At 67.1% G+C, this 18,804-nt stretch carries 16 protein-coding genes; 4 read left to right on the forward strand and 12 right to left on the reverse strand.

Features of this window, described 5'->3' with window-relative positions; all coding sequences use genetic code 11:
* Positions 1-159 precede the first annotated feature (159 nt).
* The 8 genes from B5X82_RS08570 to B5X82_RS08605 form a co-directional block, all read right to left on the reverse strand.
* Positions 160-2,193 carry a CHASE2 domain-containing protein gene (locus B5X82_RS08570; RefSeq protein ID WP_079647737.1) on the reverse strand — a complete coding sequence of 678 codons (2,034 nt, stop codon included), beginning with the start codon at positions 2,191-2,193 and terminating at the stop codon, positions 160-162.
* Positions 2,194-2,320: 127 nt separating this feature from the next.
* On the reverse strand, positions 2,321-3,283 hold the full coding sequence (locus tag B5X82_RS08575; RefSeq protein WP_079647738.1) for an MBL fold metallo-hydrolase: 963 nt from the start codon (positions 3,281-3,283) through the stop codon (positions 2,321-2,323).
* 25 nt (positions 3,284-3,308) lie between these two features.
* Positions 3,309-3,647, reverse strand: a complete 339-nt coding sequence (locus tag B5X82_RS08580; protein WP_079647739.1) for an STAS domain-containing protein — start codon at positions 3,645-3,647, stop codon at positions 3,309-3,311.
* 65 nt (positions 3,648-3,712) lie between these two features.
* Entirely contained in the window at positions 3,713-4,411 is a 699-nt protein-coding gene (locus B5X82_RS08585; protein WP_079647740.1) for a glutamine amidotransferase, read from the reverse strand.
* 821 nt (positions 4,412-5,232) lie between these two features.
* On the reverse strand, positions 5,233-6,159 hold the full coding sequence (locus tag B5X82_RS08590; RefSeq protein ID WP_079647741.1) for a hypothetical protein: 927 nt from the start codon (positions 6,157-6,159) through the stop codon (positions 5,233-5,235).
* A gap of 173 nt (positions 6,160-6,332) precedes the next feature.
* The gene (locus B5X82_RS08595; protein ID WP_079647742.1) at positions 6,333-7,736 is read right to left on the reverse strand and encodes an NAD(P)H-dependent flavin oxidoreductase; all 1,404 of its coding nucleotides are present in this window, start codon (positions 7,734-7,736) and stop codon (positions 6,333-6,335) included.
* A 106-nt stretch (positions 7,737-7,842) separates the two neighbouring features.
* Complete coding sequence (locus tag B5X82_RS08600; protein WP_079647913.1) at positions 7,843-8,985, reverse strand: glycosyltransferase; 1,143 nt, start codon at positions 8,983-8,985, stop codon at positions 7,843-7,845.
* A gap of 4 nt (positions 8,986-8,989) precedes the next feature.
* Positions 8,990-9,862 (reverse strand): alpha/beta fold hydrolase, encoded by an 873-nt coding sequence (locus B5X82_RS08605; protein WP_079647743.1) that lies wholly within the window; start codon positions 9,860-9,862, stop codon positions 8,990-8,992.
* A gap of 37 nt (positions 9,863-9,899) precedes the next feature.
* Here B5X82_RS08605 and B5X82_RS08610 point away from each other — a divergent pair, with 37 nt between their 5' ends.
* Positions 9,900-11,297 carry a protein adenylyltransferase SelO family protein gene (locus B5X82_RS08610; protein ID WP_079647744.1) on the forward strand — a complete coding sequence of 466 codons (1,398 nt, stop codon included), beginning with the start codon at positions 9,900-9,902 and terminating at the stop codon, positions 11,295-11,297.
* A 180-nt stretch (positions 11,298-11,477) separates the two neighbouring features.
* A complete protein-coding gene (locus B5X82_RS26305; RefSeq protein ID WP_139385065.1) occupies positions 11,478-12,545 on the forward strand; it encodes a hypothetical protein in 1,068 nt (355 codons plus the stop codon).
* Positions 12,546-12,653: 108 nt separating this feature from the next.
* Here B5X82_RS26305 and B5X82_RS08625 read toward each other — a convergent pair whose 3' ends face one another.
* From B5X82_RS08625 to dnaK, 3 genes are all read right to left on the reverse strand, one after another.
* Complete coding sequence (locus B5X82_RS08625; RefSeq protein WP_079647747.1) at positions 12,654-13,145, reverse strand: methylated-DNA--[protein]-cysteine S-methyltransferase; 492 nt, start codon at positions 13,143-13,145, stop codon at positions 12,654-12,656.
* A gap of 131 nt (positions 13,146-13,276) precedes the next feature.
* Positions 13,277-14,419, reverse strand: coding sequence for a molecular chaperone DnaJ (gene dnaJ, locus B5X82_RS08630; RefSeq protein ID WP_079647748.1), 1,143 nt, complete (start codon positions 14,417-14,419; stop codon positions 13,277-13,279).
* Between the two features lie 136 nt (positions 14,420-14,555).
* Positions 14,556-16,448 carry a molecular chaperone DnaK gene (gene dnaK, locus B5X82_RS08635; protein WP_079647749.1) on the reverse strand — a complete coding sequence of 631 codons (1,893 nt, stop codon included), beginning with the start codon at positions 16,446-16,448 and terminating at the stop codon, positions 14,556-14,558.
* A 160-nt stretch (positions 16,449-16,608) separates the two neighbouring features.
* Here dnaK and B5X82_RS08640 point away from each other — a divergent pair, with 160 nt between their 5' ends.
* Both B5X82_RS08640 and B5X82_RS08645 read left to right on the forward strand, forming a co-directional pair.
* On the forward strand, positions 16,609-17,061 hold the full coding sequence (locus B5X82_RS08640) for a copper chaperone PCu(A)C (protein ID WP_079647914.1): 453 nt from the start codon (positions 16,609-16,611) through the stop codon (positions 17,059-17,061).
* Positions 17,061-17,990, forward strand: coding sequence for a sulfotransferase family protein (locus B5X82_RS08645; protein ID WP_079647750.1), 930 nt, complete (start codon positions 17,061-17,063; stop codon positions 17,988-17,990). The genes B5X82_RS08640 and B5X82_RS08645 overlap by 1 nt, the downstream gene beginning before the upstream one ends.
* A gap of 163 nt (positions 17,991-18,153) precedes the next feature.
* Here B5X82_RS08645 and grpE read toward each other — a convergent pair whose 3' ends face one another.
* Entirely contained in the window at positions 18,154-18,699 is a 546-nt protein-coding gene (grpE, locus tag B5X82_RS08650) for a nucleotide exchange factor GrpE (protein WP_079647751.1), read from the reverse strand.
* Positions 18,700-18,804 lie beyond the last annotated feature (105 nt).

The raw sequence follows: 18,804 nt of genomic DNA on the forward strand, positions 1-18,804 counted from the left end.
TCGTCCTGAGAGGCTGACTCAAAAGCCTCCGCTCACCCTGAGGAAGCATTGAGCGTAGCCGAAATGCTGTCTCGAAGGGGCGTTCGAGCCTCGAAATATCCTTCGAGACGGGCCTTCGCCAGGCTCTGTCCCACCTCAGGATGAGCGGAGACGGGCGCGTCAGATTGTCTCTGAAGGATCACCCAGGTAGCGGACCGCCATCACCGTAAGGTCGTCGGTCGGGTCGGTGCCGTCTTCGAAGGCGCGCACCGCGTCGCGCATCGCCTCGACCATCGCGGAGGCGTTCGTCCGCCCCCGCAGCGCCGCGAGCAGCCGGTCATGGCCGAACAGCGCGCCGTCGCCGTTCTGCGCCTCGCTGACCCCGTCCGAGATCAGCACCAGCGCCTCGCCGGGCGCCAGCCTCATCGGCTCGTCGGGATAGGGGAAATCGACGATGCAGAAGGGCGGTCCGCCGTCGAGCTTGTGGATCGCGATCGCGCCGTCGCCGCGGATGTGGAGCGGGTCCTCGTGCCCCGCGCTCATCAGCACCAGCTCGCCGCTCGACAGGTCGAGGATGCCGACCAGCATGGTGACGTTCATCGCCTCGCTATTGTCGCGCATCAGCTCCTCGTTGAGGATCGCGGCAGCATCGGCGAGGCTGGGCACGCCGCGCAGCACGACGCTCTTCGCCAGCGCCTTGGACAGCGCCATAAACAGCGCGGCGGGCACGCCCTTGCCGGTCACGTCGCCGACGAGGAAGGCGATGCGGTCGGCGTCGAGCCGGATCACGTCGTAGAGGTCGCCGCCGATCGACTTGGCGGGTTCGAGCAGCGCGTCGATGTCGATGCGCGGATCGAAACCGGCCAGTTCCTCACGCGGCGGCAGCATGCCGAGCTGGATCGAGCGCGCCGCCTGCAGCTCGCCCTCGGTCGCGGCGGCGGCGATCCGCTCGCGCACCAGCGTCTCGCGCAGCCGCTCGCGCTCGCGCCGCGCCTCGACGAACATGCCGCCCGCCACGCCGACCGCCGCGCCGCCCCCGAGCAGCAGCGGGCGCAACGGGTCGAGCAGCAGCGAGCCGAGGTCGAAGGCGAACCAGCCGACCGCCGCGATCACGACCGCCAACCCGAGCGGAACGAGCATCAGGGTCCGGCGGCGCGCCGGCCCGCACAGCAGCACCGCAACCGCCAGCAGCAGCCCCGCCCCCCATTCGGCCGGCGCCGCCCAGACCGGCCGGTCGAGCCAGCCGCCGCGCAGGATCGCGTCGACCGCCTGCGCCTGCACCAGCGTGCCGAAGCCTTCCGCCTCCAGCGGGGTGGCGACGATGTCGGCGGTGCCCTCAGCGGCGAGGCCGAGCAGGACGATCTTGCCGGCGAAGGCGTCTGCGGGGAATTTCCGGCGGAGCACGTCGGCCGCCGAGCTGATCTCGGCGGCCGGGAAACGGCCGAAGCGCAGCCGCATCCGCCCCTCCGCATCGACCGGGATGTGCCGGCCGGCCAGCGCCACCGCGCGGCCCTCGGCCGTCACCGCCTCCTGGTCCCGCGCCAAGCGGGCTAGTTCGAGCGACAGGCTGGGCATCGGCCGGCCGCCGAGCTTCATCAGCAACGGCACACGCCGGACGCGCCCGTCGCTGTCGGGCTGGCCGTTGAGCAGGCCATGGCCGAGCGCGGCGCCTTCGAGCTCGGGGATATTGGCGACCGCGCGCGGCTCGTCGGGGAGCCTCGGCGGCAGCGTACCCTTGATCGTGGCGTCGACGAACAACTGCGCGGGATCGCTGCCGCCGCTCCCCACCCCGGCGCGGCCGAGCACGACCGGCGCCTTGCCGACGACCTGGCCGTAGAGCCGGTCCATCGGCGGCAGCCCGTGGACCTCGGCGGCGGCGGCCGGGCTGAGCTCCGGATAGAGCGCGGCGAAGATGTCGGGCCGGACCCGGTCGGGTTCCGGGAACAGCATGTCGAAGCCGATCGCCTTCGGCCCCCGCGCCGCGATCTCCTCGGTCAGCCGGGCCATATGGTAGCGCGGCCACGGCCAGGGCCCGACCGCGGCGATGCTGTCCGAATCGACCAGCACGACATGGACCGGCGTGCCCGACAGGTCGCGAGGCGCGAGGCGCTGCCACAGGTCGAACATCGGCCGGCGCATCGCCTCCCCCGCGAAGGCGCTGAGCAGCGCGGCCGCGACAAGCGCGAGCAGGCCGGCGAGGCGGATACGGGTCATCGCACCCTCCCTCCGTCACCCCAGCGCAGGCTGGGGTCCATGTCTGTATTCTCCCCAGATGCCATCTGGCTGATGAGAGACATGGACCCAAGCCTGCGCTGGGGTGACGTGGCCCCGGACATCCCGCCTACAACCGCACCTCGAGCCCGTCATAGGCGCACAGCACCTCGAGCGGGGTCTCGCGGCGGGTGAGTTCCTCATAGCGGATGCTTTCCTGGTGCATCCGCTGGATATCGTCGTCGCTGTAGATCGGCTCATGGTGGAACAGCGCCAGCCGCTTCGCCTCCGCCTCATGGCACAGGTCGATCGCGACGATGTTCGAGCTGTGCCCCCAATCCTCCTTCATGGAGACCGCGTCGGCGAGCGAATACATGGTGTCGCAGATCACCAGATCGGCATCGCGGAAGAAATGGGCGACGTCGGCCTCGCCCTCCATGCTGTCGATCTTGTGCTCGCTGTCGGTCGAGAAGATCGCGGTCTTCCCCGCATCGTCGGTGAAGCGATAGCCGTAGCTCTTGTGGCTGTGGTGCTGCTCCATCACCTCGACGTCGAGCCCGCCGATCCGATAGGTCTCGCCGGGCGCGAGCGTGCGGAACTCGATCTTCGCGCGCAGCCAGTCGAACGCGACCGGGAAGCTGATCTCCTCCTGCTGGCGACGCAGCGCCTGCTCGGCATCGGCATGGCCCGAATGGATGACGATATGCGCGTTGGGGTCGAAGGCCGGCCCGAAGAAAGGGAAGCCGCCGATATGGTCCCAATGCAGGTGGGACATGAAGAAATGATAGGTCCGCTCGTGCCCGGCGGCGCAGCGGCGGAAGGCGTCGATCCCGAACTCGCGCAGGCCGGTGCCCATGTCGCAGACGATGAACGATCCGTCGCCGCCCTCGATCTCGACGCAGGTGGTGGCGCCGCCATAGGTGCCGCCGGTGGCGAAATCGAGCTCGCGGTCGACGAACGCCTCAGCTTCGGCCGTGTCGGCGAAGCCGCGGCCGCCCGCCGCGACCAGCGCGCGGGCGATCTTGCCGCGGATCGCGCCCGCGGTCTGCGCCACCGCCAGCGATCCCCGCGTTCCCCAGAATCGAACCAGCATCGATCTTTCCCCCTCGATGACGCGTTCAGGCGGTCAGCGCCGCCTCGACCGTCTCGGTCACCCCGAACAGCTTGTCGTAGCGGCTGATCGCCAGGATCTCGCGCGCCACGCCGTTGGGCGCGGCGAGGACGATTGTCACCGCCGATCCGTCGGCCTTGCGCTTGGCGAGCGTCAGCGCGCGCAGGCCGCGCGATGACATATAGTCGATGCCCGAGCAGTCGATGACGAGCCGCGCCGCCGCGTCGGCCGCCCGGCCGACCGCGCCTTCGAGGCTGGCGCCGAAATCCTGCGCCGTGCTTTCGTCGATCTTCCCCCGGGGTGCGGCGACGATCGCCCCGTCCCGCGCCTCTTCCGACCATATCATACGCTAAGCTCTCCCCTGCCCGCCGCCATGCTAACCATTAATTCCGGCGCAGGGAAGTTGGGTGATTACGGGCCCAGCCGATCGAGCCAGTCGGCGATCATCCTGCGCCCCGCCGCCACCGCGACCGGACCGTGGCGATCATGCTGGCCGCGCAGTTCCTCGACCGTCCGGCCAGCCGCGTGGATATAGGGCTCATCCTCCAGCCAGGCATCGAAGCGCGGGTCCTCGCCCATCTCCGAATGGCACTGGAGCGCCAGGATATTGTCGCCGCGCCGGAACACCTGGTTCGGATAGGCGTCGGACGAGGCAAGCAGTTCGGCCCTCTCGGGGAGGTCGAAGGTGTCGCCGTGCCAATGCAGCACCGGCACCCCCTCGATATGGCGCAGCGGCGAAGCGAGGCCCGCGTCGTGGATCGTCACCGGCGCGAAGCCGACCTCCTTGACCGGCCCGGCATAGACGCGCGCGCCCATCGCCGCAGCGATGACCTGACTGCCGAGACAGACGCCCAGCGTCGGCCGGTCGAGCATGATCCGCCGCGCCAGCCGCGCGATCTCGCAGCCGAGCCAGGGATATCGATCGGTCTCGTACACGCCCATCGGCCCGCCCATCATCACGACGAGGTCGGGCGCGTCGAAGTCGACCTGGGCGAAATCGGGATCGGTGACGTCGACCCGGTCGATGACATAGCCGGCCGCCTCCACGGGCGCGCGGAAGCCGGCGATGCCTTCATAGGGGACGTGGCGGATGACGAGCGCGGTCTTCATCGCGCGACCCTAGCGCGACGCCCCGGGATTCCAACGGCAATGCTTCTTGGAGGGGGAAAAGGGAAACTCTACCTATAAAGTAGATTAAATCCTACTCGACGCTATCGGTCATGAATTTCACGGGCGCCTACGCAGGTTGAAGTTTGATCTTCCCATGCGCCGCCTCGATCCAAACAAAAATGGCTGACAGAGCTACCACTATGATACCAATCAGAACCGCACTTCGTCTCATCTCAATATCTCTTGTTCAGGCCCTTCGGCCTAGAATATTCAAGGGTTTTGGAAAATTGACGTACACGTCGGACATCATCCTTCTCCCCTTCTTGGATGCATGGTCGATCAGGTCGATCGGGACATGAATCGACGCCCTCAGCTTTCCGCTATCTCGCATTGCAAAGTGCTTCTGCTATGCGATGCGCCCTTGGGGCGCCGACGGACAACCGCCCATCCCTCCTCATCATGTCTGAAACTGGCCGTGCAACGAAGCATCTTAGGCGCGTTCACGTCGGTAGCGGACTTGGGATCGCTATCGCGCACCAGATCGAAAGCGCAAAGCTGACCCGGCCTAGATGATCGGCAGCGCATATCCTCGATATGGAGCGTCAAATCGTCAAGATCGACTGATCGGAAAAAAAACTGAACTACACCCTGACCAAGCAAAGAATCGAGTCCAGCATCATTTCTGATAGCACCATATAGCTTATCCAGGAGCGGTTGACCGGGCGTTTTTCCCGTCGGGCGAAGAGTTTCCCGATCCATGGAACAAGCCGATAGGCTGAGCCCGGACAGAATAAACCATAATAGAGATCGTCCGATTATCCTCATGGCACTTTCCTTTGGAATAGAAACTGCTGGCGATCGAGGTTTTCCTGAATTTTCTCCGCTTCATAATTACTGAAATTCATTTCGACGGGATACATGAACTGTAGCCTTCCGTTTTCCATTTGGTGCCAGCCAATGCGCCCCTTCGATACGGTCGCCATTGGCATCGGATCACCTCGGAGAAGCGAACTGACATCCCCAATTATCGGATCAGGCTTGTACGACGGATTCCAGTCATCGATCATTCCAAGACTGTCTCCATCGGGATGACCGTGACCAATGGCCACAGTCCCGACAGGAATGTGGCGAAAGCTAAGCGTATTGGCAGTGTTCGTCGAACCCGGCTCCGCACTGAGAGCCAGCATAGGATAATACATCTCACGTTTAGGCTTGATAAGCGGCAGGTTTCTTTCACTGGCTGGACGGTCATCTGCCTTCGGGCTAAAATCCAACGGCGCCCGCACGATAAATGCACCCTTTTCAGGTCCCTGACCTCTAACTGCGATATCCTTTCCACTCGAATTCATCGTAGCGATCATGTCCGCATTGGGTATGGCCGTTTTGCCATTGGAGAGCGCGGGATCATAGGTATTCGCACTGATCACATAATAGTCGCTTCCGCCGATCGTCTTGCGGGTGCGAACCACGTCGCTCCCCTTATCGCCCTTCGCTACCGATCCACGGACAGCCGTCGCCGTCAGCGGCGCCGATCGTTCTCCAGCCCTCCGGTCGAGTTCGTCCCAGCCCAGGATTCCCGCGCGGGCGTTCGCGCCGCCTGCGGGCCTCGCACGGCCGGCTTCCTCGTCCAGATAAATGACGTTCCCGTCCTCATCGACCCTGAACGGACGTGGCTTCCTGGGATTCAGCGGGTCGCCCGGCAGGGTCACCATCCCCACATATCGATCATATTTCGGATCCTTGGCCATTCGACTCCTTGTTCCGGTATAGAACAAATAGAGAACAAATGAAATCCTACTTTGCAAGCGGTTTCGACGGCATGCCCTCCGCCCTTGTCGTCATTCCCGCGAAAGGGGGAATGACGACAAGGGTAGCCGGAATGCCGCTGGAAACCGCCCGCCGGTCTGCCAGAATAGCGGGATCAGTCGCCGGTCAGGATGCGGTCGACGAGCTGCTTCACCGTCGGCACGAAGCCGTTCGAGTAGAAGGGGTCCTGCCGGAACTTGAAGGCGGCGTGGCCCGCGAACATCAGGTTGTGATCGACGGGGCCGCCATGGACGATGTCCTGCAGCGTCTTCTGGATGCAGAAGCTGCGCGGGTCGGCGAGGCGGCCGGTCGAGTTGTTCTCATTGTCCGCCCAGGAGGAGAAGGCGCACTGGCTGAGGCAGCCCATGCAGTCGGCCTGGTCCTTGCGGATCACCTTCATCTCGTCGGTGGTGACGAAGACGAGCGTGTTGTCGGGCGTCTTGAGCGCGTTGGTGAAGCCCAGGCCGTGCCATTCGCGGGCGCGGTGCAGGTCGCCGAGCGTGACCCAGAAGCTCTTGCCCTTCACACCGACGTCGAGCTGGTACTGATGGTCGCCGGCCGCTTCCATCGAGAAGGCGATCTGCCGTTCCGAGCGCGCCTCCAGGTTGCGGAGGAAATCGTTCCGGACCGCCGAGGAATAGAAACCGGTCGGCGAGAAGCGGTGCAGCAGCACGTCGCCGGGCTCGAGGACGGTGAGCTTGTCCTTCCATTCCTGCGGGATCGGGCTTTCCCGGGTCAGCAGCGGACGGGTTCCGAACTGGAAGGCGATCTGGCCGAGCTCGGGATTGTCGATCCAGTCATTCCAGTCGCGCAGATACCAGACGCCGCCCGCCATCACGATCGGCACGTCGTCGGAGATGCCGCCCTGGCGCATCGTTTCGCGCAGCGCCTTGACGCGCGGATAGGGATCCTGCGGCGCCTTGGGGTCCTCGGCGTTCGACAGGCCGTTATGGCCGCCCGCCAGCCAGGGGTCCTCGTAGACCACCGCCGCCAGCCATTCGGCGGCCTTCGAATAGGCCCGCTTCCACAGCGCGCTGAAGGCGCGCGCCGAGGAGACGATCGGCAGATAGTTGACGCCGTAGGAGGCGGCGATCTCGCTGAGCTTGTAGGGCATGCCCGCGCCGCAGGTGACGCCGGTCACCATGCCCTTGGTGCGTTCGAGCACGCCGTGGAGGACGCGCTGCGCGCCGCCCATCTCCCACAGCACGTTGATGTTGATCGCGCCCTTGCCGCCGGCGATGTCGAAGGCGCGCCGGACCTGCTCGACCGCGCCGTCGATGGCGTAGGCGATCAGCTCCTCGTGCCGGTCGCGGCGGGTAAGCGCGCGGTAGACCTGCGGGATGATCTTGCCGTCGGGATCGTAGCTGTCGGCGTTGACCGCCGACACCGTGCCGATGCCGCCGGCCGCCGCCCAGGCGCCCGAGCTGGCATGGTTGGTCGCGGCGACACCCTTACCACCCTCGATGATGGGCCAGACTTCCCGTCCACCATATTGGATCGGCCGCAGACCTTTGAACAAAGAAACCTCCACGCACGCGCCACGGGCGCCCCAGAATCCGCGCCCTATAGTCCCAAGGGTCGTAAAATGCGCGTAAAATCGCTTTCGACGCCAAATTGGGAGCCTGTTACCGTCTCACATGGGTGTCGACCGCGCCCCAGTAAAGACACCGATAGCGTTCGATCATCGCCTTTTCGTCATAATGGCGTAGCGCAACGGTGCGATTGGCGGCTCCGATCGCCCGCCGCAGATCGGCGTCGCCCGCCAGCCGGGCGAGCCCGGCGGCCAGCCCCGCCTCGTCGTCGCATGGCCGGATGAAGGGCCGGTTCTCCGCCGCCGCCATCGCCGCGATGTCGCCGACGTCGGTCATCAGGCCAGGCAGCCCGCAGGCCATCGCCTCGACCAGCGAGATCGGGAACTGCTCGCTGTCCGACGACAGGGCGAAGACGTCGAACGCCGCCATGTGGCGGACCGGATCGCGCACGAAGCCCGGCAGGATCACCCGATCGGCGATCCCCAGCCACGCCGCCTCCGCCTCGATCGCGGCGCGGTCGGGCCCCTCGCCCAGAATCGCCAGCCGCGCGTCGCCGGGTGCACCTGCGGCGAAGACGCGCACCAGCCGCGCGAGATTCTTGACCGGCCGCAGCCCCGCGACGGTGCCGACGACCAGCCCGGACCCGGCGGCGAGGCCGGGGATCGGCAGCGGACGGGCAAGCTCGGCATCGTCGGGCAGGCGGATGCCGTTGGGAATCCGCTCGACCCGCGCCGCCGGCTGACGCCAGACCTCGCGGGCGATCGTCTCGAGCCGGTGCGAGGGGACAACGAGACGGTGCGCGGTCGGCAGCATCAGCCGGCGGAACCAGACCCGCGCCGGCTTCTGCCGCGCCGCCTCGTCCTCGTTGAAGCCGTCCTCATGGTGGATCAGCGGCGGCAGGCGGCGGGCGGCGGCGAACAGGCGATGCGCGCCGGCCACGTCCATCGCGCCCCAATTATAGCTGAGCACCAGATCGAAGCCGGCCATGTACCGCGCCAGCTCCGCATAGCGGCCGATGCCGGGGCGTCCGCGCAGCGAGGGCGCCGCGTCGCCGGGAAAGTCGACGCGGATGCCGGGATCGATCGCCTCGCGCGCCGCCAGCGCGTCGGGCACCGCGCTCAACACGACATGCTCGGCCGCGTCGCCGAACGCGTTCATCAGGCGGACGGCCCGCGCCTCCTTGCCCCCCAGCGCGAAGGTCGAATGGCAATGGAGGATGCGGACGGGCCGCGCCATCGCCTCAGCCGGCCCGCCCGACCCGGGCAAGCAGCCGGTCGATCGCGGCCTCGCATTCGGGCTCGAACAGGGTCGGCGCATGACCGATCCGCGGCAGGTCGATCCGTTCGAGCAAGGGCAGCTCGGCCTGCATGCGATCGGCGGTCTCGGCCGACAATATGTCCGACAGGCCACCGCGAACCAGCAGCGACGGGATCGGCTTGAGCGCGTCGACCAGCGGCCAGAGATCGCCCGCGCTCTCGTTGCCCGGCACCTTGAACGGCTCCGCGATCGCGCTGTCATAGTCGGCGACGATGCGGCCGGCGGGCGTCAGGCGGCACAGCCGCTTGGCCATGCCAAGCCAGTCGTCGAGCGTATAGTCGGGATAGGCGACGGCATGGACCTCGGCCAGCGACCGCGCCGCGTGCAACCAGGTCGGGTAGCTGCCGCCGCGCCCGACATAGCCGCGGATGCGGACCAGCCCCGCCGGGTCGATCGCCGGCCCGATGTCGTTGAGCAGCAGCCCCGCGACCCGGCCCGGCATCGTCGCGGCGATCAGCATCGACAATATGCCGCCGAGCGACGTGCCGAACAGGACGAAGCGATCGAGCCCCGCTTCCGCGATCAGCGCCGTCACGTCCTCCAGATAGGTGGCGGGTACGTAGCTGAGCGGGTCCTTGGCGCGCTCGCTCTCCCCCCGCCCACGCAGCTCGACGACGATCAGGCGCCAGTTGCCCGCCAGGCGATCGGCGAGCGAGGCGAAGTCGCGCGCGTTGCGGGTCAGGCCAGGCAGGCAGATGATCGGCGGGCGCGTGCTCCCGGCCCCGCCCGGATAGTCGCGATAGTGCAGGCGCAGACCATCTTTCGAGGACCAGGTGCCGTCTTCCCATTCCGCCATGCTTGCGCCTCCCGCTGATCGCACCCCATATCACGATATGACCATCGCCCCGCAAGCCGCCGCCTATCGCCCCCATGTCGCGATCGCATCGCTCCAGGATCGCCTCGCCGATGCGGTCGCCGCCGCCGACTTCCCCAGGACGATCCTGCGTTTCCGCAATCGCCGCTGGGACAAGGCGGTCGGCCTCGACGGGCTGAGCGACGAGCAGTGGGTCGCCCATTTCGGCCGGTTCGAACCGCTGCCCGACAACCTCCCCCAGCCGCTGGCGCTGCGCTATCACGGCCACCAGTTCCGCGTGTACAATCCCGACATCGGCGACGGCCGCGGCTTCCTGTTCGCGCAGCTGCGGGACGGGGCCGGGCGGCTGCTCGATCTGGGCACCAAGGGATCGGGGCAGACGCCCTACAGCCGCTTCGGTGACGGCCGACTGACGCTGAAGGGCGGCGTGCGCGAGATATTGGCGACCGAGATGCTCGAGGCGCTCGGGGTCGAGACCTCCAAGACCTTCTCGCTGATCGAGACCGGCGAGCAGCTCCAGCGCAACGACGAGCCCTCACCCACCCGCTCGGCGGTGATGGTGCGGCTCAGCCACGGCCATGTCCGCATCGGCAGCTTCCAGCGTCTCGCGACGCTGGGCGAGGCGGAGACGATCCGCGACCTCACCGCCTATGTGCTGACCGAGCTCTATGGCGAGACGCCCGGCAACGCGCCCGCCGGCCAGCTCCTGGACCATGTCTGCCGCCGCACCGCGCGGCTGGCGGCAAGCTACATGGCCGCCGGCTTCGTCCATGGCGTGCTCAACAGCGACAACATCAACGTCACCGGCGAGAGCTTCGACTATGGGCCGTGGCGTTTCACGCCGACCTGGAACCCCGGCTTCACCGCCGCCTATTTCGACCAGCAGGGTCTCTACGCCTTCGGGCGGCAGGCGCAGGCGATTCATTGGGACGTGGTCCAGCTCGCGCTGTCGCTGCGCCTGATCGCCGAGGCCGAGGAGCTGGCGCCCGCGCTCGACGCCTGGCCGGCGCATTATGAGCGCGAGGTCGCCGCCGCGATCTGCGGCCGGCTCGGCATCGCGCCGCGCGGCGAGGAGGCCGACCTCGCCCTGCTCCAGGCGATGGACGTCGCGCTCCAGCGCAGCGGGGTCGGCGTCGATCGTTTCTTCTTCGACTGGCGTGGAGGCCACCGCCGCGCGCCCTCGCCCGCCGACGGCGCTTATGAAAGCGAGGATTTCGCCGCCTTCCGCGATGCGATCGCCGGCTATGCGGGTACCGTGACGCTCGACCACGACTATTGGTCGGACGCCGCGCCCTGCTCGATGCTGATCGACGAGGTCGAGGCGATCTGGTCCGCGATCGACACGGAGGACGACTGGTCGGCGCTGGAAACGAAGATCATCGCAATCCGCCGCATGGGTGAAGCGATGATATCCTAGTCGTCATCTTCAGAATCCGTCACCGAAAAAATGAACGCCCGATGAACGCATGAATATTCGTTCATCTCATCTGTTCATTGAGCGACAGATGGAGACATCTGAAAATCAATTCATCGTATCGACTGTGCAACTTGTCGGTAACATCTGGACCTGATTTTGAATTGGCAGGTTCATCTACACATGAGCTACGCACCGAACCCCGTCCGCCCCGGCCTCGCCGCCATTGCCGCGGTCCTGGCCCTCTCCTCAACCCCGTCTTTCGCACAGGACGCTTCCCCGGCACCGGCGATGGTGACCCCGCCGCCGGCAGAGCCGGCACCGGCAACCGTCGCGCCTGCTGCCGAGGCTCCGGCGCCCGCCGTCGCACCGATGGCACAGAGCAGCGCCGCGCCGTCGACCAGCGGCGTCGTCACCGTTCCGACCCGGCCTGGCGGCATCGCCACGGGCCTCGATGCCGCCCCGGCGACACCAGCCGCCGCTTCCGAACCCGTGACCGAGCCGGTCAGCCGCCCCGTCGTCCGAACCGCAGCAGCGCCGCGTGCCAACCCCGCGCCCGCGCCGCGCGAAGCAGCTCCGGCCGCTCCCATCGCCGCCCGGCGGGCCGCCCCCGTAGCGCCCCCCACGGCTCAGGCTGTCGACACTGCTCCGCCGCCCATCGCGCCCGTTGCCGAGGCGCCGGCCGTCACGCCCGAACCCACACCGGCCCCGACGCCGCGCGCCGCTCAGGTCGATGCCGATAATGACCTATTGCCGATCGCCGGTGCCGCCGGTGTCGCCATTCTGCTGATCGGCGGGGGCGTCTATGCGATGCGTCGCCGCCGCGACGAGGATGAGGAGGAACTCCTCCTCGCCGACACGGTCGAGACGCCGGCCGAGCCCGTTCCGGCCGTTGCCGCCGCGCCGCTGTCGATGGCGGACACCACCCCGGCTCCGGCCCCGACGATGGACGCGCCCGTCACCGCCGTTCCGGCCGGGTTCGACATCTCGCGCTTCGGCCCGCACACCCAGGCCGCCTATCGCGGCCCGACGCCCGACAATCCCTCGCTGTCGCTCAAGCGTCGCCTGAGGGTGGCGAGCTTCCTCGACAATCGCGAGCGGATGGCGGCGGAGGGAGGCCAGCCCGCGACGCCGACCAGTGCGGCCCCCGCCGCGCCCCAGCCGGCCGCCGCCCCGCGCCAGCCCGGCCATGTCACGACGCGGATCAAGGTTCCGCCGCGTCCCGGTTTCCGGCCCGCCTGGCAGAGCTGAGGCTCAGTCCTCGCTTGGCCGTCGCGCCGGAGCGCCGTCTCTTGCCAAGCCGTTCTCCGACGGGGGGAACGGCCCGGCGAGGGGCGGCGCACCCATATTCAGCAGGGATCAGGCCGCCAGCCGGCGGCTTTCCAGATCGAGCAGATAGCGTTTGGCATCGAGTCCGCCGGCAAAGCCGGTCAGCGCCCCCGCCGATCCAACCACACGGTGGCACGGCGCGATGATCGAAATCGGATTGCGCCCATTGGCCGCCCCAACCGCACGCGACGCCGACGGGTGGCCGATCTGCCGAGCGATCTCGCCATAGCTGCGCGTCTCGCCGAACGGGATGGTGAGCAAAGCCGCCCACACCCGCTTCTGGAAATCGGTGCCGCGAAAATCGAGCGGCAGGTCGAAGCGCTCGAGCGTCCCCGCAAAATAGGCGCGGAGCTGCCGGACGGTTTCGACCAGCACCGGATGCTCGGGCTGCTCGGTCCTCCGATCGAGCCGGACCCGACCGGGATCGTCGTCAGGCCACAGGATGGCGACGAGGCCATGATCGCCGGCGACGAGCGTCAGGTCGCCCACGGGCGAGGGAAGAATGGTGAAGGCGAGGGTCATCGGTCGGCTCCTTGAACGGGCGCGGATGTCTCCGCATGCGCCATGCTATGCCGCAGGCGGAGAGGCGAAGCTCTCCGTTCCTTGCGGCATAATCGCGCCTTCCCCGTCCGCCCCGACCAGCCCCTTCGATCCTATTCCGTCAGATCTTCCCACATGCCCTTGAGCCGCGCGAAGAAACCGCTGGACTGGGGACATTCCTCGCCGGTCTCGGTCGAGCGGAATTCCTCGAGCAGTTCCTTTTGCCGCGCGGTCAGGCGGGTCGGGGTTTCGACGTCGATCTGGATGACGAGGTCGCCATGACCGCGGCCGTTGAGCACCGGCATGCCGGCGCCGCGCTGACGGATCTGCTTGCCCGACTGGATACCGGCGGGAATGCGGATCTCGTGGCGCTTCTTGTCGAGGCCCGGCACCTCGATCGTGCCGCCGAGCGCGGCGGTGGTGAAACTGATCGGCGCGCGGGCGAACAGCGTCGTCCCGTCACGCTCGAATATCTCATGCTCGCGCAGGTGAATGAAGATGTAGAGGTCGCCGGGCGGGCCGCCCCGCGCGCCGGCCTCGCCCTCACCGGTCAGGCGGATGCGGGTGCCTTCGTCGACGCCGGCGGGAACCCCGACGTCGAGCGTCTTGGTCTTCTCGATCCGTCCCTCGCCATGGCAGGCATCGCACGGGTCGGAGATCACCTGCCCCGCGCCGTGGCACGACGGGCAGGTCCGCTCGACCACGAAGAAGCCCTGCTGCGCGCGCACCTTGCCGTGGCCGCCGCAGGTCTTGCAATGCTGGGTGCCGGTGCCGGGCTTGGCGCCCGATCCGTCGCACCGGTCGCACTGCGCCGCGACGTCGACGGTGATCGACGCCTGCTTGCCCGCATAGGCCTCTTCGAGCGTGATCTCGAGATCGTAGCGCAGGTCGGCGCCGCGCCGAACGCTGGAGCGCTGCCCGCCGCCGCCACGGCCGCCGCCCATGAACTCGCCGAAGATATTCTCGAAGATGTCGGAGAAGCCTTCGAAGCCGCCGCCGCCGAAACCGCCGGCCCCGGGCCCGCCATTCTGGAATGCCGCCTTGCCGAACCGGTCATAGGCGGCGCGCTTCTGCGGGTCCTTCAGGCAGTCATAGGCTTCGTTGATCGCCTTGAACTTCGCTTCGGCCGTATGATCGCCGGGATTGCGGTCCGGATGATATTGCATCGCCAGCCGCCGGAAGGCGGACTTGAGGACCTTGTCGTCGGCCGTGCGCTCGACTTCGAGCAGCTCGTAATAATCGATATCCGTGCTCATCGCGCCCCGTAGACCACCACATGCCCCGCGCCCGCTTCCCCCGAAGCGCAGCCAATAATACCGCCGACTCTTGCCAGACGATACACGGCCCCGCCATCGCTGACGGGGCCGGTAAGGTCATGGCATCATCGACGCCTTACTTCTTGTCGTCGACTTCCGAGAATTCGGCGTCGACCACATCGTCGTCCTTCGGCGCCTCTTCGCCCGGAGCTGCGGCAGCCGCCTGCTCCTTCTCGTAGATCGCCTGGCCGAGCTTCATCGCGACCTGGGCGAGCGCCTGGGCCTTCTCGGTCATCGCATCGGCATCGCCGCCCTCGACCGCGGTCTTGGCCTCGGCGATCGCAGCCTCGATCTCGGACTTGAGGCCGGCGTCGACCTTGTCGCCATGCTCCTGGAGCTGGCGCTCGGTCGTGTGGATCAGGCTTTCGGCGTTGTTCTTCGCCTCAGCCGCCGCACGGCGCTTCTTGTCCTCCTCGGCGAACTTCTCGGCGTCCTTCACCATATTGTCGATGTCGGCATCCGAAAGGCCGCCCGAGGCCTGGATCTTGATCTGCTGCTCCTTGCCGGTGCCCTTGTCCTTGGCCGACACGTTGACGATGCCGTTGGCGTCGATGTCGAAGGTGACCTCGATCTGCGGCACGCCGCGCGGCGCCGGCGGGATGCCGATCAGGTCGAACTGACCCAGCAGCTTGTTGTCGGCCGCCATCTCACGCTCGCCCTGGAAGACGCGGATGGTGACGGCGTTCTGGTTGTCGTCGGCCGTCGAATAGGTCTGCGACTTCTTGGTCGGGATCGTCGTGTTGCGGTCGATCATGCGGGTGAACACGCCGCCCAGCGTCTCGATGCCCAGCGACAGCGGGGTCACGTCGAGCAGCAGCACGTCCTTGACGTCGCCCTGGAGCACGCCCGCCTGGATCGCGGCACCCATCGCCACCACCTCATCGGGGTTGACGCCGGTGTGCGGTTCCTTGCCGAAATAGCTCTTAACGACTTCGCGGACCTTGGGCATGCGGGTCATGCCGCCGACCAGGACGACCTCGTCGATGTCGGCCGCCTTCAGGCCGGCGTCGGCCAGCGCCTTCTTGACCGGTTCGATCGAGCGCTGGATCAGCGGCTCGACCAGACGCTCCAGATCGGCGCGGCTGATCGACTTGACCAGGTGCTTCGGGCCGGTCGCGTCGGCGGTGATGAACGGCAGGTTGACTTCGGTGGTCTGCGCCGACGACAGCTCGATCTTCGCCTTCTCGGCGGCTTCCTTGAGCCGCTGCAGCGCGAGCCGGTCCTTGGTCAGGTCGATGCCCTCGGCCTTCTGGAAGTCGGCCGCCAGGAACTCGACCAGCTTGGCGTCGAAGTCCTCGCCGCCCAGGAAGGTGTCGCCGTTGGTCGACTTCACCTCGAACACGCCATCGCCGATCTCGAGGATCGAGATGTCGAAGGTGCCGCCGCCGAGATCGTAGACCGCGATGGTCTTGCCGTCATTCTTCTCGAGGCCGTAGGCGAGCGCCGCCGCCGTCGGCTCGTTGATGATGCGCAGCACCTCGAGGCCGGCGATCTTGCCGGCATCCTTGGTCGCCTGGCGCTGGGCGTCGTTGAAATAGGCCGGGACGGTGATCACCGCCTGGGTCACGGTCTCGCCCAGATAGCTCTCGGCGGTCTCCTTCATCTTCTGCAGCGTGAAGGCCGAGATCTGCGACGGCGAATAATCCTCGCCGCCCGCCTGCACCCACGCGTCGCCGTTCGGGCCCTTCACGATGTGATAGGGGACCAGCTCGGTGTCCTTCTTGGTGATCGGATCGTCGAAGCGACGGCCGATCAGGCGCTTGACCGCGAAGATCGTGTTGTCAGGGTTGGTGACGGCCTGACGCTTCGCCGGCTGGCCGATCAGCCGCTCGCCGTCCTTGGCGAACGCGACGATCGACGGCGTGGTCCGCGCGCCTTCCGCATTTTCGATCACCTTGGGCTTGCCGCCTTCCATCACGGCGACGCAGCTGTTGGTGGTGCCCAGATCGATACCGATTACCTTAGCCATTCCAGTCCTTTCAAACCCCCAAAACCGATCCCGTCCATACCCCCAGATAACGAGGCGAGTATGCGGCCGATCGCATTGAATGGGGGCGATATAGGTGGGGATTCATTTGCTGCAAGACGCAACAGCTCCTAATTGGATGCTGATTTTCACGGAGTTTCCGATGCATCGCACGATTGTCGCCGCCCTGGCCCTTGTCGCACTGTCCGCCTGCCAGCCCCAGCGCGCCGACAAGCCGCTCGTCAAGGACGCCCAGGTACGGCTCGCCGCGGTCCCCGGTGGCCCGGCCGGCGCCTATTTCACGCTGGAAGGCGGCGCGAAGGACGATCGCCTGGTCAGGATCGACAGCGCCGTGGTGAACAAGATAGAGTTGCACGAGAGCGTCATGAACGGGGGCGTGATGACGATGCGGCCGATCACCCAAGTGCCCGTCCCGGCGGGCAAGACCGTGGAGTTCGCGCCGGGCGGCAGCCACGCGATGCTGTTCGGCGTCGACCCTCGAATCACGGCGGGCACCGGCGTGCCGATGCTGTTCACCTTCGCCAGCGGCACCAGGATCGAAGTCGAGGCCAAGTCGGTCGCGGCCGGAGACGACATGGGCGGCATGCGCCACTGATGGCTTCCACGCCGGCCATCGCCCCGCCTGTATTCCTGGTCGCCGCGCCGCGATCGGGCTGTGCGGCGGTGCGCCAGCTGCTGGACCGGCACCCGGCGGTGACGATCGCCCCGGACGTCGATTTCCTCGTCGATGCGATCACCCCCGACGGGCGCTTCCTGAAGCGCGAGGCCTTCGTCCGTTCGGTCGAGTTCGACAACCGGTTCAGGAAGCTGGGCCTGACCGTTCCGACCGGCCTGCCCTTCACCGGCATCGCCCGCGCGCTGCTCGACCAGCTCGCCGCGGCGAAGCCCGGCGCGACCGTCACCGGCGCGACGATCCGCCACCATTTCGACCGTATCCTGTGGCTGTGGCCCGATGCGCGCTTCATCCATCTGGTTCGCGACGGGCGCGACGTCGCCGCCGCCCGCATCCGCCACCGCGAGGCCGGCAACCTCTGGCACGGCGTCGCCGACTGGGTCGAGGTCGAGACGCTCTGGGACCGGATGTCGCACAAATTGCCGCCCGACCGGCAATTCACCCTCAAATATGAGATGCTCGCCAGCGAGCCGGAATATGAGCTGCGCCGCCTGTGCGAGTTCCTGCGGGTGCCGTTCGTGCCGGCGATGCTCCAGCCGGCGGCGGCGATCGACCAGGAGCCGGCGGGTCGCTGGCGCAAGGCCGACATGCGCGAAATCTCCGCAGCGGAGCACAGCGCCGCGCGCTGGCTGCTTCAGAACGGCTATTTCCTGAGCGGGACGGTGCGTCCGCCGTCGATGCTGCGCCGCGCCGCGTTCGATATCCAGAACAAGCTGATCCTCGCCAACCACCGCCGCGAGCGGCTCGGCACCGGGCTGTGGCTCAAGGGCGGGCTGATCGCGAAGCTGGGGAGCCGCAAGGCCAAGGCACGGATGAAGCGCCGCCAGTACGACATCCTGTCGAGGGATTGAGGGCGTTCCCCCTCCCTTTCAAGGGAGGGGGCCAGGGGATGGGTGCGAGCGCAGCGAGCCTTGCCTGATCGTCGCGCGGAACTCCGTGAAGGGGGATCGCCCCCCTCACTCCGTACCCCACCCTTACATCCCTCCCCTGAAGGGGAGGGAGATTCTTTAGGACTCAGGCTTCAGGAGCCTTCGCGACGCCGACCAGGGCCGGGCGCAGCAGCCGGTCCTTGATCATGTAGCCGGCCTGCATCTCCTGGATCACCGTGCCGGGCTCGGCGTCGGCGCTGGGCAGCTCGACCATCGCCTGGTGGCGGTTCGGGTCGAGCTTGGCACCGAGCGCCTCGATCTTGCTGATGCCGTTGCGCTGGAACACATTCTCCAGCTCCTTCGCGGTCATCTCGATGCCGGTCAGCAGCGGCTTGATTCGCTCGTCCTCGCGCAGCTCGGCGGGAATCGCCGCCAGCGCGCGGCCGAGATTGTCGGCGACCGACAGCATGTCGCGCGCAAAGCCGGTCGCGGCATAGGCCGAGGCGTCGGCCTTCTCCTTCTCGAGCCGGCGGCGGACGTTCTGCGTCTCCGCCTGGGCATATAGCACCTCGTTGCGGAGCTTCTCCAGCTCGCCTTCGAGCTTGGCGAACGGGCTCTCGACCTCGGCCTCGGCCGACGGTTCGGTCTCGGGGGTTTCGACTTCGTTCTCGCCGATATTCTCTTCGCTCATGCCTTCTTCCGGTAGCTTCGCGGATCGATCCGCACCTGTTTCGCCGGCTGATATAGTCAAACGCTGACGAACGACCAGTGCTCGCGTTCGATTTCATCCGCTTCA

This window comes from Rhizorhabdus histidinilytica, assembly GCF_900167915.1.
Classification (GTDB): Bacteria; Pseudomonadota; Alphaproteobacteria; order Sphingomonadales; family Sphingomonadaceae; genus Rhizorhabdus; species Rhizorhabdus histidinilytica.

Bases quoted from the DNA above. Each gene is read 5' to 3' on its own strand.
- dnaK (WP_079647749.1), bottom strand. From the start codon at position 16,448: ATGGCTAAGGTAATCGGTATCGATCTGGGCACCACCAACAGCTGCGTC.
- B5X82_RS08640 (WP_079647914.1), top strand. From the start codon at position 16,609: ATGCATCGCACGATTGTCGCCGCCCTGGCCCTTGTCGCACTGTCCGCC.
- B5X82_RS08585 (WP_079647740.1), bottom strand. From the start codon at position 4,411: ATGAAGACCGCGCTCGTCATCCGCCACGTCCCCTATGAAGGCATCGCC.
- B5X82_RS08580 (WP_079647739.1), bottom strand. From the start codon at position 3,647: ATGATATGGTCGGAAGAGGCGCGGGACGGGGCGATCGTCGCCGCACCC.
- dnaJ (WP_079647748.1), bottom strand. From the start codon at position 14,419: ATGAGCACGGATATCGATTATTACGAGCTGCTCGAAGTCGAGCGCACG.
- B5X82_RS08610 (WP_079647744.1), top strand. From the start codon at position 9,900: ATGACCATCGCCCCGCAAGCCGCCGCCTATCGCCCCCATGTCGCGATC.
- B5X82_RS08645 (WP_079647750.1), top strand. From the start codon at position 17,061: ATGGCTTCCACGCCGGCCATCGCCCCGCCTGTATTCCTGGTCGCCGCG.
- B5X82_RS08605 (WP_079647743.1), bottom strand. From the start codon at position 9,862: ATGGCGGAATGGGAAGACGGCACCTGGTCCTCGAAAGATGGTCTGCGC.
- B5X82_RS08575 (WP_079647738.1), bottom strand. From the start codon at position 3,283: ATGCTGGTTCGATTCTGGGGAACGCGGGGATCGCTGGCGGTGGCGCAG.
- B5X82_RS26305 (WP_139385065.1), top strand. From the start codon at position 11,478: ATGAGCTACGCACCGAACCCCGTCCGCCCCGGCCTCGCCGCCATTGCC.
- grpE (WP_079647751.1), bottom strand. From the start codon at position 18,699: ATGAGCGAAGAGAATATCGGCGAGAACGAAGTCGAAACCCCCGAGACC.
- B5X82_RS08590 (WP_079647741.1), bottom strand. From the start codon at position 6,159: ATGGCCAAGGATCCGAAATATGATCGATATGTGGGGATGGTGACCCTG.
- B5X82_RS08625 (WP_079647747.1), bottom strand. From the start codon at position 13,145: ATGACCCTCGCCTTCACCATTCTTCCCTCGCCCGTGGGCGACCTGACG.
- B5X82_RS08600 (WP_079647913.1), bottom strand. From the start codon at position 8,985: ATGGCGCGGCCCGTCCGCATCCTCCATTGCCATTCGACCTTCGCGCTG.
- B5X82_RS08570 (WP_079647737.1), bottom strand. From the start codon at position 2,193: ATGACCCGTATCCGCCTCGCCGGCCTGCTCGCGCTTGTCGCGGCCGCG.